At 68.3% G+C, this 15,110-nt stretch carries 14 protein-coding genes; 9 read left to right on the top strand and 5 right to left on the bottom strand.

What is annotated here, in order from left to right:
- Positions 1-32: 32 nt before the first annotated feature.
- On the top strand, positions 33-767 hold the full coding sequence (locus tag HWX62_RS04640; protein ID WP_175930325.1) for a fucose-binding lectin II: 735 nt from the start codon (positions 33-35) through the stop codon (positions 765-767).
- Between the two features lie 249 nt (positions 768-1,016).
- On the opposite strand, the gene HWX62_RS04635 is transcribed toward HWX62_RS04640, so the two are convergent.
- Positions 1,017-2,390 (bottom strand): M23 family metallopeptidase, encoded by a 1,374-nt coding sequence (locus HWX62_RS04635; RefSeq protein WP_175930326.1) that lies wholly within the window; start codon positions 2,388-2,390, stop codon positions 1,017-1,019.
- Between the two features lie 279 nt (positions 2,391-2,669).
- Here HWX62_RS04635 and HWX62_RS04630 point away from each other — a divergent pair, with 279 nt between their 5' ends.
- The 5 genes from HWX62_RS04630 to dbpA all read left to right on the top strand — a co-directional run bounded on the left by HWX62_RS04630 (position 2,670) and on the right by dbpA (position 8,257).
- Complete coding sequence (locus HWX62_RS04630; RefSeq protein ID WP_175930327.1) at positions 2,670-3,539, top strand: mechanosensitive ion channel family protein; 870 nt, start codon at positions 2,670-2,672, stop codon at positions 3,537-3,539.
- Between the two features lie 361 nt (positions 3,540-3,900).
- Positions 3,901-4,206 carry a hypothetical protein gene (locus HWX62_RS04625; RefSeq protein WP_175930439.1) on the top strand — a complete coding sequence of 102 codons (306 nt, stop codon included), beginning with the start codon at positions 3,901-3,903 and terminating at the stop codon, positions 4,204-4,206.
- 521 nt (positions 4,207-4,727) lie between these two features.
- A complete protein-coding gene (mqo, locus tag HWX62_RS04620; RefSeq protein WP_175930328.1) occupies positions 4,728-6,389 on the top strand; it encodes a malate dehydrogenase (quinone) in 1,662 nt (553 codons plus the stop codon).
- Positions 6,390-6,665: 276 nt separating this feature from the next.
- Entirely contained in the window at positions 6,666-6,863 is a 198-nt protein-coding gene (locus HWX62_RS04615; RefSeq protein WP_175930329.1) for a hypothetical protein, read from the top strand.
- Positions 6,860-8,257, top strand: coding sequence for an ATP-dependent RNA helicase DbpA (dbpA, locus tag HWX62_RS04610; protein ID WP_175930330.1), 1,398 nt, complete (start codon positions 6,860-6,862; stop codon positions 8,255-8,257). Before HWX62_RS04615 ends, dbpA begins: the two co-directional genes overlap by 4 nt.
- Positions 8,258-8,305: 48 nt before the next feature.
- Here dbpA and HWX62_RS04605 read toward each other — a convergent pair whose 3' ends face one another.
- Positions 8,306-9,130 (bottom strand): PhnD/SsuA/transferrin family substrate-binding protein, encoded by an 825-nt coding sequence (locus HWX62_RS04605; RefSeq protein WP_175930331.1) that lies wholly within the window; start codon positions 9,128-9,130, stop codon positions 8,306-8,308.
- Positions 9,131-9,371: 241 nt separating this feature from the next.
- Between HWX62_RS04605 and HWX62_RS04600 the strand changes: the two genes are divergently transcribed.
- A complete protein-coding gene (locus HWX62_RS04600) occupies positions 9,372-10,397 on the top strand; it encodes a fatty acid desaturase (RefSeq protein WP_175930332.1) in 1,026 nt (341 codons plus the stop codon).
- 175 nt (positions 10,398-10,572) lie between these two features.
- Positions 10,573-11,775 (top strand): benzoate/H(+) symporter BenE family transporter, encoded by a 1,203-nt coding sequence (locus HWX62_RS04595; RefSeq protein ID WP_175930333.1) that lies wholly within the window; start codon positions 10,573-10,575, stop codon positions 11,773-11,775.
- A 25-nt stretch (positions 11,776-11,800) separates the two neighbouring features.
- Here the strand turns inward: HWX62_RS04595 and HWX62_RS04590 are convergent, their stop codons facing one another.
- Both HWX62_RS04590 and HWX62_RS04585 read right to left on the bottom strand, forming a co-directional pair.
- Entirely contained in the window at positions 11,801-12,688 is an 888-nt protein-coding gene (locus HWX62_RS04590) for an NAD(P)H-binding protein (protein WP_175930334.1), read from the bottom strand.
- Positions 12,689-12,826: 138 nt separating this feature from the next.
- A complete protein-coding gene (locus HWX62_RS04585) occupies positions 12,827-13,750 on the bottom strand; it encodes an AraC family transcriptional regulator (protein WP_175930335.1) in 924 nt (307 codons plus the stop codon).
- A gap of 192 nt (positions 13,751-13,942) precedes the next feature.
- On the opposite strand from HWX62_RS04585, the gene HWX62_RS04580 reads away from it, so the two are divergent.
- Positions 13,943-14,137: a hypothetical protein gene (locus tag HWX62_RS04580; protein ID WP_175930336.1), complete on the top strand. Its 195-nt coding sequence runs from the start codon at positions 13,943-13,945 to the stop codon at positions 14,135-14,137.
- Between the two features lie 18 nt (positions 14,138-14,155).
- On the opposite strand, the gene HWX62_RS04575 is transcribed toward HWX62_RS04580, so the two are convergent.
- Positions 14,156-15,109: a LysR family transcriptional regulator gene (locus tag HWX62_RS04575; protein ID WP_175930337.1), complete on the bottom strand. Its 954-nt coding sequence runs from the start codon at positions 15,107-15,109 to the stop codon at positions 14,156-14,158.
- Between the last annotated feature and the right edge of the window lies 1 nt (position 15,110).

Raw genomic sequence — 15,110 nt, 5'->3', positions numbered from 1 at the left:
GATGCAAGCCCTTCCATCGAGACGAGGACGACATGTCACAACCCTTTACCCACGACGATCTGTACGCACTGCTGCAACTCGCGGGCAACGACGCCACGGCCGTGCAGGCCAACGGCGATCAGGCCGTGCTCGACCGGATGCGTCAGTTCATGACCGCGCAGCTGGTCGAGAAACTGCCGCAATACGACGTATTCGTCGATATCGCGACGATCCCGTACAGCTTCGACGTCGGCAGTTGGCAGAACAAGGTGAAAACCGATGCGGCAGGCGAGGTCGTTGCCTGCACGGTGACGTGGGCGGGCGCGCCGGGTGTGCTGCCCGGCGCCGCGGCGAAGTTCGGCGTCGGCGCGGTGGTCAATTACTTCTCGAAAGCGACGCCGCAACCCGTGCCGCCGGCGCCCACGCCGAGCGGCGGCGGCGAACGCGACGGCGTCTTCAACCTGCCGCCGAACATCGCCTTCGGCGTGACCGCGCTGGTCAATTCGTCCGCGCAGCAGACGATCGAGGTCTTCGTCGACGACAACCCGAAGCCGGCCGCGACGTTCCAGGGCACCGGCACGCAGGACGCGAACCTGAACACGCAGATCGTGAACTCCGGCAAGGGGAAGGTGCGCGTGGTCGTGACGGCGAACGGCAAGCCGTCGAAGATCGGTTCGCGTCAGGTCGACATCTTCAAGAAGACCTACTTCGGGCTGGTCGGGTCGGAAGATGGCGGTGACGGCGACTACAACGACGGGATCGCGATCCTGAACTGGCCGCTGGGTTAAGTCGCGGCAGCCTGACGAGCGTCGCCACGCCGCCCGGCGTGGCGATGGGCCCGTGCGGCTCCGCCCTCCGCGAGCGCCGGCTCGCGCAGCGGGTATGCGATCGGCCGCGACGACGCGTGCCATGGCCGATCGCATACCCGCATCCTCACACGTCCAATCATCACGGCCATCGCACGCCCGCATTATCGGTAATCGTGCGCGGGTGCTGACTGTCGAGATTCGTCAACCGCGCAACGCGCTCCGCACCGATCACCCCGCCTGCAGCGCGACAGCCTTCGACATCGCCACCGGTTGCGCGAACGTGGCCGACGCCAGTTGCGTGCGCGCATCGCGCGCCACGCGGTTGAACGCCACGCGCTGCGCGCCCTTCAGTTTCGCCGCTCTGGCCGCGTGCACGAGTTCGATCGGATCGACGAGGCGGGCATGCCGGCGCACCTCGAAGTGCAGATGCGGACCGGTCGCGGTCCCCGTGCTGCCGACCGCGCCGACGCGCTGACCGCGCATCACACGCGCACCGGTTCGCAGCGTCGGCTCGAACGCGGATAGATGCGCGTAGTACGACGCGTAGCCGCCGTCATGCCGAATCACCACGTATTTGCCGTAGCCGCGCGGCTCGGTGCCGATGAACGCGACGACGCCGTGCTCCGACGCATGCACGGCGCGGCCCGCCGGCGCCGCGAGATCGACGCCCGAATGCACGTGACGCGCGCCGCTCACCGGATGCACGCGCTCGCCGAATCGCGAGCTGATGCGTGTCGCGGCGACCGGCATCGCGAAGCGCGCGCCGGCGAGCGGCATGCCGTCGAGATCGTAGTAGGCACCCGGCGAGCCTGCCTGCGGGACGAACCACACGCCGGCGACGCGCTGCCCGCGAAAACGGATGTCGAACGCCGTCACGCGCACGCGGCCCGGCCGCGTTGCGTCGTGGTCGGGCTCGAATGCCACACGGAAAGTATCGCCATGCGCGCCGCGCTGCTTCGGATCGACGCGCCCGGCCAGCATGCGGACGATCTGCGCGGCGACGCCGGCCGGCAGATCGGCGCGCGCCAGCGACGCGCGCAGGCTGCCGACGATCGCGCCGGCATGCGTGCCGCGATCCGGCAACGCGAGCGTGAACGGCCCGGCGGATGCCAGGTCGACCGGACCGCGCGCGAACGCCGGCTGCGCACCCGTCGCGGGCAGCGCCGACGCCAGCCCGTAATCGAACCGTGACGCATAGCCGCGTTCGACCGCACCGCGCGCCGTCTCGCACAGCACGCGATACGCGACGCAGGCGCCGAAGCGCGCGACCGGATCGTCGCGCTCGGTGCCTGCCGGCACATTCAACGCATGCGACGCATAAGCAACGTCGAGCGGCGCCGCGGACGATGCGCGCAGGCCGCCCCACGTCGTGCGCGCGGAATTGAAAAAGGGCACGTCGACAAGGTCGGTCGTTTCCGCTGACACGGGCGCGACCGGCACGGCGTCGTGAGACGCCTGCGCGATCCCGGCGTGCGCGCCGGCCGCGCAAGCCGCCGCGACAGCACCGCGCAGCAGCGCGCGGCGAAACGGAACACAGCGAACGGCGCGTCGCACGGGTTGACCTTGTTCGCGTGCGAGACGGAAACGCAGGTCTAACCGCATGACGTCGTCACTCGCTATCTATCGATGAAAAATGAAAAACCGGGAGAGAGCCGGATATCGCGGAGGAACCTGCATCGCGATCCGGCAACATGAAGGCGAGTGTATCGGCGTGCTCAAAATGGCTGAATAGGACCAATCCTATTTTCTCCATCCATCGCTTAGTACGAGTATCAAATCAACGCCTCCGCACATTCGCGTGAACCACCGCGCCGCATGGTCAGTCGAACGCTGCCGGCAGCGCCAGGCGCTGCGTCATCTGTCTCCAAACCGGAACCCGTCATGTTTCTCGATCAACTTCACCCGGAACGCTGGACGTTCCTGTGGAACGCGTTGTCCACCCTTTCCCTCAAGCTGGCCGCCGGGCTGGCGCTGCTCGTCGCCGGCTGGTGGCTGTCGAAACGCGTCGGCAACTGGCTGAACCGGCTGCTCTCGAACAAGGAGCGTGTCGACGACACGCTGCGGCCGATCCTCTGCGACGTCGCGGTGTGGGGCATCCGCATCGTCGCGATCGTCGGCGCGCTGTCGCAGCTCGGCATCGAAACCGCGAGCATCGTCGCGGTGCTCGGCGCGGCCGGCCTCGCGATCGGGCTCGCGCTGCAGGGCACGATGCAGAACATCGCGGCCGGCATCATGCTTCTGCTGCTGCGGCCGTTCAAGGTCGGCGACTACATCGACGGCGGCACGGGCGTCGCGGGTACCGTCGAGGAGGTCGGGCTGTTCATGACGCGCCTCACGAAGCCGGACGGTATCTGCGAGTACGTGCCGAACAGCGCGCTGTGGGGCAGTTCGATTCGCAATTACACGCGCAACCCGACGCGCCGTCTCGATCTCGAAGTGGAAGTGTCCGTGCATGACGACATCGATCGCGCGCTCGATGCATTGCGCGCACTGGCCGTGGCCGATCCCGACGTGCTGCAGGATCCCGCGCCGGACGTGATGGTGATGCGCTTCGACGACAGCACGGCCATCGCGAACATGCGCGTGTGGACGCATACCGACACGTTCTGGGCGATGCGCTGGCGCCTCGCGCGCCAGGTCCGCAAGACGCTCGCCGATGCGGATTGCGCGCTGCCGATCCGCACGCGGGAGCTGCACATCGTGCACGACGCGGAGCGTCGCGCGGACGCTGCGCGGATGCGGATTTCGTGAAGCAGCGCCGCGCGCCCCGGCTGCGACGTGACATCATGACGATGTCGAGCGACGCCTTCCTGCCGCTCCTGCACGTGAACGCCAGGATCGCGCCGTGCTTCAGGTGGCCGGGCGATGTGAAGCTCGTTTCTCCGGTCATGCCGCGCTAGACTATGACCAGCATCGCGCCCCGCACCGTCGCCCGCTTCGTCGAGCGCGTGCCGAGAAGCCCGGCCCGCGTGTCGTCGATCCGGTCGAGCCTCGCGTCGCACACGGTGAAGTTCTCGTCGCGCGGGCCAGTATCGGACGCGTGACTTCATGTTTTTCACGCGCCCACACACGGGCATCCACCGTCGATCGTCATCCCATGGAGCGCTACCCGATGAAACGTGACTTTCCCACCGCGTCGTTTGCCGCCGCGATCGTCTGTGCATGCGCATTGAGCGCCTGTGCGGCGCAATCGTCCGCGCCGGCCAATGCGTCGACACCCGCCGAATCTTCCGCGCAAGCGGTTCCGCCGCTGGTCGGCGGCGATCGCGATGCACACGGTTGCATCGGCTCGGCCGGCTATGCCTGGTGCGAAACGACCCGGCAATGCGAGCGTCCGTGGGAACTCGCGAAGCAGAAGGGTTTCGCGAATTCGCCGCAGGCTTACGAGCAGTTCTGCCGGAACGGCGGGGCGAAGTGAAGTGATGTCACCGTGAACGAGTCGCGGTGCAACGCCGCGACTCGATGATGTGCCGGTCCGGTGCCCGGCGTGCATGACCGCCCCCGCCGCCCCGCCGATCCCCACCGGTTTTCCTGCGTCGCGCACCGTCATTCCGGAAACCCGGACGCACAAAAAACCCCACGAAAACAAGGATATTCGTCGCCTGCGACACGTTGTCCGAGTTCGGTTATATTACGCGCCCCTTGCCACCCCGCCCCCGCGAAACGCGTCGCACGCGGCCTCTTTCGACGCAGCCTGGAGCGCCGTCCGCTCAGGCTTGCCGCCAGAGCCCGGGCGCGTGGCGCACCGTCGCGACGCAGGCACTTGCCTGCTCGCGGGAAGCCGATCCGAAGGTGTCCTTCCGAATGGCTTCGCGTGCGCAAATGCAACGGCACACGGCGCCGATCCGGAATTCCGGATTCGCGATCCGGATCTCCGGATCCGTGTTTCGGCGCAACGGAACCGCACGCCGGGCGGCATGGCAAACCGATGCATCCAAGTTGAAAAAGGGATCTGCTGTGATCAAAACGTTACGGGTAATACTGTCGGCGCTCGCGCTGTGCGTCGCGACATCGTCCGCGCACGCCGCCGACACGAAGAAGGTCGACGTCCTGCTGGTGGGCGGCGGCATCATGAGCTCGACGCTCGGCGTCTGGCTGCACGAACTCCAGCCCGACTGGTCGATGACGATGGTCGAGCGCCTCGACGGCGTCGCGCTGGAAAGCTCGAACGGCTGGAACAACGCCGGCACCGGCCACTCGGCGCTCGCCGAGCTGAACTACACGCCGGAGAAGGCGGACGGCAAGATCGACATCTCGAAGGCGATCGAGATCAACGAGTCGTTCCAGATCTCGCGTCAGTTCTGGGCGTGGCAGGTGAAGCAGGGCGTGCTGAAGAACCCGCACACGTTCATCAACTCGACGCCGCACATGAGCTTCGTGTGGGGCGACGACAACGTCCGCTTCCTGAAGAAGCGCTACGAAGCGCTGCAGGCGAGCCCGCTGTTCCGCGGGATGCAGTATTCGGAAGACTACGACCAGATCAAGCAGTGGGTGCCGCTGATGATGGACGGCCGTGACCGTTCGCAGAAGGTCGCCGCCACCTGGACGCCGATCGGCACCGACGTGAACTTCGGCGAGATCACGCGCCAGTTCGTCGGCTACCTGAAGACGCAGCCGAACTTCACGCTGTCGCTGTCGAGCGAAGTGCGCGAGATCTCGCGCAACGCCGACGGCACGTGGCACGTGTCGTGGGTCAAGCTGCACTCGGACGAACCGCCGCAATCGGTCGACGCGAAGTTCGTGTTCATCGGCGCGGGCGGCGGTGCGCTGCACCTGCTGCAGGCGTCGGGCATTCCCGAAGCGAAGGACTACGGCGCATTCCCGGTCGGCGGCTCGTTCCTCGTGACCGACAACCCCGAGGTCGTGAAGCAGCACCTCGCGAAGGCGTACGGCAAGGCGTCGGTCGGCTCGCCGCCGATGTCGGTGCCGCACCTCGACACGCGGATCATCGACGGCAAGAAGATCATCCTGTTCGGGCCGTTCGCGACGTTCTCGACCAAGTTCCTGAAGAACGGCTCGTACTTCGACCTCGCGAAGAGCACCAACCTGCACAACGTCGCGCCGATGATGCGCGTGGGCGTCGACGAATTCCCGCTCGTGCAGTACCTCGCCGGCCAGCTGATGCTGTCCGACGACGACCGCTTCAACGCGCTGAAGGAATACTTCCCGAACGCGAAGAAGGAAGACTGGCGCCTGTGGCAGGCCGGCCAGCGCGTGCAGATCATCAAGCGCGACCCGGTCAAGGGCGGCGTGCTGAAGCTCGGCACCGAGATCGTCGCGTCGCAGGACGGCAGCATCGCGGGCCTGCTCGGCGCGTCGCCGGGCGCGTCGACCGCCGCGCCGATCATGCTGAACCTGCTGAAGAAGGTGTTCAAGGACAAGGTCGCGACGCCCGAGTGGCAGCAGAAGATCCGCCAGATCGTGCCGAGCTACGGCACCAAGCTGAACGACAGCCCGGCGAAAGTCGTCGAGGAATGGACCTACACGAGCGACGTGCTGCAACTGTCGCCGCCGCCGAAGATCGACCTCGGCATGCCGTCGCAGGCCACCGGCGCCGTGCCGGCCCGCCCGGCGAAGGCGTCGGCCGACATGGCGCTGTAACGCGCCCGACGCCGCGCCACACCCGCGCGGCGCCGTTGCGCCGCCCGACACGGCCGCCCTCCCGGGCGGCCGTTTTTCGTGGCGCGCGCCGGGCGCCAGCACCGGCTTCCGCTAGAATTGCGGCACGCGCGACCCCGTCGCCGCCCGATCCATCACCCGCATCGACCCAACCCGAGCGACCGCCGGTGCGGCCCGCGCCCGAGCCGCGCGAGCGCCGCCCGCCGTGGCCGCGCCCGCCCGGGCGCGCCATCAACCGAATTCAGCTGGAGAAAGACCGTGTTTACCTGCCGAAACCAGAGCTGCGGCACGCAGTGGGAGCAGTCCGACGTCGTCATCAAGGACGAAGGCCAGGGGCTGCTGTTCCGCTGCCCGCTGTGCGGCGCCCGCAACTACCTCGAACGCTTCGAGGACGACGAAGGCAACGTTCTCTACGAGCAGATGGAAGGCCGCCCCTACCTCGGAGACCTGTCTTGAGCCAACCGACCGCCACGCCGTTCAGCGCACTGCCGCTGACGCCCGCCACGCTCGCGAACCTCGCGCAGCTCGGCTATGTCGACATGACGCCGATCCAGGCCGCCAGCCTGCCGGTCGCGCTGGCCGGCCAGGACCTGATCGCGCAGGCGAAGACGGGCAGCGGCAAGACCGCCGCGTTCTCGCTCGCGCTGCTCGCGCGTCTCGACGCGCGCCGCTTCGACGTGCAGGCGATGATCCTCTGCCCGACGCGCGAGCTGGCCGACCAGGTCGCACAGGAAGTGCGCCGCCTCGCGCGCGCCGAAGAGAACGTGAAGGTGCTGACGCTCTGCGGCGGCACGCCGATGCGTCCACAGGCGCAGAGCCTCGAGCACGGCGCGCATATCGTCGTCGGCACGCCGGGCCGCATCATGGATCACCTCGATCGCGGCAACCTGAAGCTCGACGCGCTGAACACGCTGGTGCTGGATGAAGCCGACCGGATGCTCGACATGGGGTTCTTCGACGACATCGCGAAAGTCGCGCGGATGTGCCCGACGACGCGCCAGACGCTGCTGTTCTCCGCGACCTATCCGGACGGCATCGCGAAGCTGAGCCAGCAGTTCCTGCGCAATCCGAAGGAAATCAAGCTCGCGGAACGCCACGACGACAGCAAGATCCGCCAGCGCTTCTACGAAGTGACGGAGGACGAGCGGCTGCATGCGGTCGGCCAGTTGCTGAACCACTACCGCCCGGTGAGCACGATCGCGTTCTGCAACACCAAGCAGCAGTGCCGCGACCTGCTCGACGTGCTGCACGCGCAGGGCTTCCACGCGCTCGCGCTGCACGGCGAGCTCGACCAGCGCGAGCGCGACCAGGTGCTGATCCAGTTCGCGAACCGCAGTTGCTCGGTGCTGGTGGCGACTGACGTCGCCGCGCGCGGGCTCGACATCGCGCAGCTCGAGGCGGTGATCAACGTCGACGTGACGCCCGACCCCGAAGTGCACGTGCACCGTATCGGCCGCACGGGCCGCGCGGATCAGGACGGCTGGGCGCTGAGCCTCGCGAGCATGGACGAGATGGGCCGCGTCGGCGCGATCGAACAGGCGCAGAAGCGCGAGGTCGAATGGCATCCGCTCGCCGAGCTGACGCCGGCGGACGACAGCGTGCTGCTGCCGCCGATGGAAACGCTGCAGATCCTCGGCGGGCGCAAGGACAAGATCCGTCCGGGCGACGTGCTCGGCGCGCTGACCGGCGACGCCGGGTTCGACGGCAAGCAGATCGGCAAGATCAACGTGACCGAGTTCTCGACCTATGTCGCGATCGAGCGCGGCGTCGCGCGCGATGCGCTGCGCAAGCTCAATGCGGGGAAGATCAAGGGCAAGCGGGTCAAGGTCCGCTTGATGGACGAGGAGTAACCTGACGCAGCGCGGGCGGTCGCAGCACGCCGCACGCCACGCCGTGCGTCACGCGAGTTCGGGATAGCCGTGCGCGACGGCTTCCCGCTCGAACCGCGCAATCGTGTCGTAGTCGGCCGGCGACAGCCGCTCGAATCCCTTCAGCCTCAGCACGCGCGCCCGCTGCGCATCGGCTGCGACCGCGCGATCGAGCGCGTCGCGCAGCGCGGCGACCTTCGCGTCCGGCAACGCCCGCGATGCAACGAACGGCAATCCCGGCGCGGACGCCGTCGTGCCGATGATCCGGATGTCCGTCAGCAGATCGGGCAGCGCGTCGCGCACGTACGCGAACGTCACGCAGTCGATCGCCGCGCAATCGGCTTCTCCCGACGCCAGCGCACGCAGCACGTTCAGGTGCGAACCGACCGGCGTGACCGAGCCGAAGAACCGCCCGTCGTGCGCATGCGGCGCGACCGCGTGCCGGAAGGCGTTCATCCCGCTGTGTGAATCCACGCCGTTGAAGGCGGCCCGCAACCCGCGGCAGGCGGCGAGCGTCGTCGCCCCGCCCGCATGCACCCGCGCCGATACAACCAGTACGCTGCTGTAGCACGCCCCATCGCAGCCGTCCGCGTCGAAAATGGGGGTCGCAACCAAGCTCACGACGTCGCGCAAGCCCAGCACCCGGTACGGGTAGCCGCAGGTCTGCGACAGCAGCAGATCGTCGCGCCGCCACAGTGCATGCAGGTCGTCGAACGGCGCGTCGGGCAGTGCGACGCCGGCAGGCCCGCCTGCGTTCGCGAACGCGTCGAGCGCGTCACGCAGCAACGCGCGCCACAGGGTGGCGTGGCGCGGCGTCACGTTGTACATCGGCAGGACTGCGATCCAGGGGTTCATGCGGGCATTCTACGCATCGACGGCAGCCCGGATGCTTATCGGCCGCACCACGATAAGCAAATGCGAATCGATTGGTTGGCGTAGCCGCGCCGCCCCGGTACCGTTCGAAGGCCTGCCGGCGCCGCCACCGCGCGATGCCGGGCAGGCCGACCGTGATCCGCGAGACACCAGCGCACCCGGGCCGAGCGCCCCGGTTCCATCGCTCGTTCCCCGCACTGCCCGATTCATCCGCCTCAACGCCATGGCCGAATACTTCGACGTCGACCACGCGCGCGCGATCGCCGCGCTCGACGCCCGCTTCACCGCCCGCACCGAGTGGCCGACCTGGCTGCTGGTCGTGGTCATCTACGGCGGCTGGCTCGCCGTGCTGCTGCTCGTGCGCGACGGGCGCCTGTCGCTCGCCGCCGCGACGCCGCCGCTAATCCTGCTCGGCGCGTGGCACCTGTCGCTGCAGCACGAGCTGCTGCACGGCCATCCGACGCGTTCCGCCTTCGTGAACAAGCTGCTCGGCTATCCGCCGCTGACGGTCTGGTATCCGTACACGCTGTATCGCGACACGCATCTCGAGCATCATCGCGACGAAGACCTGACCGTGCCGGGCGTCGATCCCGAGACGAACTACGTGACGCGCGAGCGCTGGGCGCGGCTGCCGCGCTGGCGCCGGGCGCTGACGCTCGCGCGCAAGACGTTCCTCGGACGCATCGTCGTCGGGCCGCCGCTCGCCATCGCCGCGACGTTCCGCGATGCGTTCGCCGCATTCCGGCGCGGCGACTTCCGCTATCTGCCGATGTGGTTGACTCACGTGGCCTGCGTGGTCGCGCTGCTCGCCTGGCTGCAATGGGCGATCGGTGTGCCGTGGTGGTACTACCTGCTGGCCGTCACATGGCCCGCGCTATCGCTTGCGATGATCCGCTCGCTGTACGAGCATCGCGCCGCGCCGCATCCGAAGGCGCGCATCACGATCAACGAAGCCGGCTTCGCGATGCGGCTGCTGTACCTGAACAACAACTATCACCTCGTCCATCACGACCTGCCGAAGCTGCCGTGGTACGACCTGCCGCGCGCGTACCGGATGCGGCGCGACGCGTATGCGCGGAAATGCGGCGGCTTCGTGATCCGCGGCGGGTATCGCGAACTGCTCGCACGCCATGCGTGGACGCCGACCGATCCGCCCGTGCATCCGTTCGACGCCGGCACGGCATCGCTGTCGACGGGCAGCGGGATCAAGGTGGCGGTGGTCGACAGGGTGTTGCAGATCAGTACGTGACGTCAGAAGTTTCCGCGTTTCGGCACCAATCGTTACGAAAAGCCGACAGCACCGATCGTCGCCCGCGGATTGCCAATTGCGTCGGCCATGCCCAGAATGACGGCTCATCAGGGGCTTCCAACCCTCATCCGCCCCGGCTCCGCCGCACAACCGCGCGCCGCATTCCCCGACGACGATGCAACCGAACACCCCACCCGGCGCGATCCGCACGATCGGCAACGACTGGTCCGTCTCCGCGGTCACGGCAGGCTTTCTCGCGGTCCTGATTTCGTATGCAGGCCCGCTCGCGATCTTCTTCCAGGCGTCGCAAGCCGCACATGCGTCCACCGACATGGTGTCGTCGTGGGTCTGGGCGATCTCGATCGGCGCGGGCGTGTCAGGGCTGTTCGCGAGCTGGAAGCTGAAAGTGCCGATCGTGACCGCTTGGTCCGCGCCCGGCACCGCGCTCCTGGTCGGCCTCTTTCCGCAACTGACGCTGAACCAGGCCGTCGGCGCGTACATCACGGCTGCGCTCATCATCCTGCTGATCGGCGTGACCGGCTATTTCGACCGGCTCGTGCGCCACATTCCGCGCGGCATCGCGTGCGGGATGATGGCCGGCATCCTTCTGCCGTTCGGCATGCGCGCGTTCTCCGCCGCGACCGCGCAGCCGGTGCTCGGTTTCGGGATGATCGCGGCCTACGTGATCTTCAGACGCCTGCTGCCGCGCTACAGCATCGTGCTCGTGCTGCTGACGGGCGCCGCGCTCGCGACGCTGCTCGGGATGACGCATCTCGGCAACGTGTCGCCGAGCCTCGCGCGGCCGATCTTCATCGCCCCCGAATGGACGCTCGGCACGACCCTCAGCCTCGCGCTGCCGCTCGTCGTCGTCAGCCTCACCGGCCAGTTCCTGCCGGGGATGACGATCCTGCGCGTGTCCGGCTATCACACGCCGGCGCGCCCGATCATCACCGCGACCGGCGTGATGTCACTGGTCGTCGCGTGCTTCGGCGGGATCACGATCGTCGTCGCGGCGATCACCGCGGCGCTGTGCACCGGCAAGGACGCGCACGAGGATCCGGACCGGCGGTATGTCGCCGGGCTCGCGAACGGCGTGTTCTACCTGATCGGCGGGCTCTTCGCGGGCACGATCGTCACGCTGTTCTTCGCGCTGCCGAAGGCGTTCGTCGCGATTCTCGCCGGGCTCGCGCTGATCGGCGCGATCGGCGCGAACGTGCACGGGATCTTCGAGGACGAGAACCATCGCGAAGCGTCGATGATCACGTTCCTCGCGACCGCGTCGGGGATGTCGTGGCTCGGGCTCGGGTCGGCGTTCTGGGGGATCGTGATCGGGTCGGTGGCGTATGGGGTGGTGAACAGGGTGCGGGGGCCCGCATGATGCGCGCCGCGCACGGCCGCATCACTCAATGCGCATGCCCGCGCACCAGTTGCGCGAGCCCCTCCTCCGGCGGCGTCGTCCCGTACACCCGCTCCGACACCCCGGCCTCGACGTCGATCCGCCCCGCGTTGTGCACGTCGTACAGATCGACGATCAGCTGTGCATGACGATCGCTGAGCCCCGCGCGCAGTAGCGTCGCGTTCCACGTGTCGCGCGGCAGCTCGTGCGCGACGATCGCGCGGCCTGCCGCCGCACTCAATGTATCCGCGATCGCCGTCGCGCTCACCCGCCGCGGCCCTTCGACGCTGACGATGCGCGGCCCGCTGCCGCCTTCCGGCGCATCGCGCAGCAGCCGCGCCGCGACGATGCCCACATCGGGCGCCCAGACCGTCGGAAAGACCTTGCCGACCGGATGGTGGAAGCTCGGCAGCACGCCGGTGCCGAGCGCGACCGGCAGCACGCGCGCCCAGTTCTGCAGATGCTCGGCCGAGCGCAGCAGCGTCAGTTGCGCGGGGATCGTCTTCAGCCGTTCCTCGAAGTCATGGAACAGACGCGTGATACCCGTATTGCCTTCCAGCTCCGCACCGTAGTCCGACAACGCGAGCAGCACAGGTGGCGGGTTTGCGGCGAGCGCGGCGGTCGCGACGTCGATCGTCCGCGTCATCGTCGCAGCCGGATCGGGGTCGGCGCCCGGCACCGGGCACAGCATCTGCACGGCCTGCGCGCCGTCGATCGCCGCGGCGATCGCGTTCGCGTCCGTCAGGTCCGCGATCGCGACATCGCAGCCGAGCTGCGCGAAACGTTCACGATGGCGTGCGTCGCGCAGCACCGCGCGCACGGAATGGCCGGCGTTGCGCAAGGTCGTCACGGTCGACAGGCCGACGTTGCCGGATGCTCCGAAGATCACGAACACGATTCGCTCCCGAGGAATGAAAGTGCTGTGATTGTCGGCACGCCCGGCCGGGAAGGCGCGCACGGAGGGATGAATCGAGCAGGAAAGGATGACGGGATGCGGGCGTCGGCACGGCCCGCGCATCCGTCGGCGCGCTAGCTAGCGACGTGAAGGTTTCGCGTCATCCCCGCCGTCATAAGCCAGCCGCAACCCGCCCCGTGCGCCCGACCGCGCGATCTCCGTCGGCGTCGCGCCGAGCACGCGGTTCATCCAGTTCGCCATGTGACTCTGATGCGCGAACCCGGCTTCCAGCGCGATCTGGCTGATGCTGAGCCGGCCTTCGAGCAGCAGCGTCTTCGCGCGCTCCACCCGGCGCCGCACGACGTACTGGTGCACGGGCATCCCGAGCGTTTCGCGAAACAGCACCTTGAAATGCGGCACGCTGATCGACACGAGCGCCGCGAGCTCGGCCAGCGTCATGCGCCGGTCCAGATTCGCTTCGACATAGTCGATCACGCGCGCCGCGGCCTTCGGCGCCAGCGCGCGCCGGCGTTCGCGAAACGCCGGCTGGCCGTCGACCAGCCGCGCGACGAGCGCCGTGCACAGGCTTTCCGCGTAGAGCGGGTCCGACGCGTCTTCCGCTTCGAGTTCGGCGGCCATCGCCCACGCGATGTGCTGCAACCGCGGGTCGCGCACCTGCAGCCGCCGGCGGATCTGCGCGTGCGACGCCTTCAGTTCGAGTTGTTCGACGGTGCGCCGCACGAAGGTGTCGCTGAGCGCAATGTGCAGGATCCGGCAGTCGGCGCTGTCGGTCCACTGGCCGGGCAGGCCGGCCGGAATCACGTCGATGTCGCCGTGCGCCTGGATGCGCGACACGCGCTCGCCGTCGCACACGCAATCCGCGCGCACCGGCGAGCCGATATGCACGCCGATCCGGTGATGCTCGGCCGCCGGAATCCGGTACGTGCCCGCGCGGATCTCCAGCAGCGACGCGCCGAAGCCGCGCCAGCCCAGCCCGCGGCTCGAGCGCAGGCTGACCGGGACGCCGTTGTCGGTCGGCGCGGCAAGAATCGGATCGCTCATTGATGGTCTCCACCAGATCAGGTGCCGAACGCGCATTGTGACGCGTTTCGGGCCGGCGTGCCGGCCTTGCGCGGCCGCCGCCGGATCCAGCATAAAAAGATCATCCGTTTGTGCTCGGAACGATCCTTGCGTGCGCGCCGGCGGGCGCCGCGCCGCTTACGATCGACTCATCCGACACCTACGGAGCCCGTCATGCCCCATTACTGCCCGCAACGCGCGGCCTTCATCGCGCGCGCGCCCGCCGCCGCCCGCCCCTCATCCGGCCCCCAAGCCCGCACCGACCGCACCGCCATCGCCGCGTGGTGCCTGCGCGTGGTCGGCTGGTATCGGCTCGAACGGCTGCTCGCGTCGATTCCCGACAGCAACGACGACTTCGGGCTCGGCTGACCGGCCGGCCAAACCTACCTACTTGCGCCGCCGCTCGTGCGGCGCCACCGTCGCCCCGTCGATCACCGGCGCGCCCTGCTTGATCAGGAAATCGCGGAACAGCCCCGTCACCTGCGAGATCCGCCGGTCGGCGAGCGTGACCACATACCATTCGCGCTCGATCGGGTTGCCGGGAAACGGCAGTTGCCCGAGCAGCCCCGTGCGCAGTTCGAGCGCACACGCGTGCAACGACAGGAACGCGACGCCGAGCCCGGCTTCGGCCATCTGCTTGATCGCCTCGTTGCTCGACAGTTCGGACCCCACATGAAAACGGTAGCCCGCATTCTTGAAGAGGCTCTCGACGGTCGAGCGCGTGCCCGCACCGCGTTCGCGCACGAGCAGGTGCGCGGATTCGAGATCCCTCAGCGCGACGCGCTTGCGCTGCATCAGCGGATGGCCGGGCGCCGCGACGAACACCATCGGGTGTTTCGCGAACTCGACCGCGTGCGTACGCAGCTCCTTCGGCGCGCTGCCCATCACCGCGAGATCGATTTCATGCGTGGCGAGCATGCGGATGATGTCGTCGCGGTTGCCGACCTTGAAGTAGGTCTTCACATGCGGGCGCGTCGCGGTGAATTTGACGAGCAGCGGCGGAATCAGGTATTCGGCCGTCGTGATCGCGCCGATCCGCAGCGTGCCGCCGAGATCGCCCGTCAGCGCGGCCACCTCGTCGCCGGCCTCGCTCCACAGATGCAGGATCTCGCGCGCGTAGCGCGCCACGATCTCGCCGGCCGCGGTCAGTTGCACGCCGCGTCCCACCCGCTGCAACAACGCGGCGCCCACGGCCTCCTCGAGCAGGCGAACCTGCAGCGACACGGCCGGCTGCGTCAGGTTCAGCTCCTCGGCCGCGCGCGACACGCTGCCGAGCCGCGCGATCATGTCCAGCGCCTTCAACTGCCGGAACGTCGCGGTTTTTCCTATAAGTGAATACATA

It is taken from the genome of Burkholderia sp. BCC0506 (assembly GCF_902833145.1).
Taxonomy (GTDB): domain Bacteria; phylum Pseudomonadota; class Gammaproteobacteria; order Burkholderiales; family Burkholderiaceae; genus Burkholderia.
Note: the sequence above shows the minus strand (reverse complement) of the source record. Positions and strands in the feature narration are given on the sequence as shown.

Coding starts and splice junctions, on each gene's coding strand:
- HWX62_RS04605 (WP_175930331.1), bottom strand. CDS start 9,130: ATGAACCCCTGGATCGCAGTCCTGCCGATGTACAACGTGACGCCGCGC.
- HWX62_RS04585 (WP_175930335.1), bottom strand. CDS start 13,750: ATGAGCGATCCGATTCTTGCCGCGCCGACCGACAACGGCGTCCCGGTC.
- HWX62_RS04600 (WP_175930332.1), top strand. CDS start 9,372: ATGGCCGAATACTTCGACGTCGACCACGCGCGCGCGATCGCCGCGCTC.
- HWX62_RS04635 (WP_175930326.1), bottom strand. CDS start 2,390: ATGCGGTTAGACCTGCGTTTCCGTCTCGCACGCGAACAAGGTCAACCC.
- HWX62_RS04630 (WP_175930327.1), top strand. CDS start 2,670: ATGTTTCTCGATCAACTTCACCCGGAACGCTGGACGTTCCTGTGGAAC.
- HWX62_RS04580 (WP_175930336.1), top strand. CDS start 13,943: ATGCCCCATTACTGCCCGCAACGCGCGGCCTTCATCGCGCGCGCGCCC.
- HWX62_RS04640 (WP_175930325.1), top strand. CDS start 33: ATGTCACAACCCTTTACCCACGACGATCTGTACGCACTGCTGCAACTC.
- HWX62_RS04575 (WP_175930337.1), bottom strand. CDS start 15,109: ATGTATTCACTTATAGGAAAAACCGCGACGTTCCGGCAGTTGAAGGCG.
- HWX62_RS04595 (WP_175930333.1), top strand. CDS start 10,573: ATGCAACCGAACACCCCACCCGGCGCGATCCGCACGATCGGCAACGAC.
- HWX62_RS04625 (WP_175930439.1), top strand. CDS start 3,901: ATGAAACGTGACTTTCCCACCGCGTCGTTTGCCGCCGCGATCGTCTGT.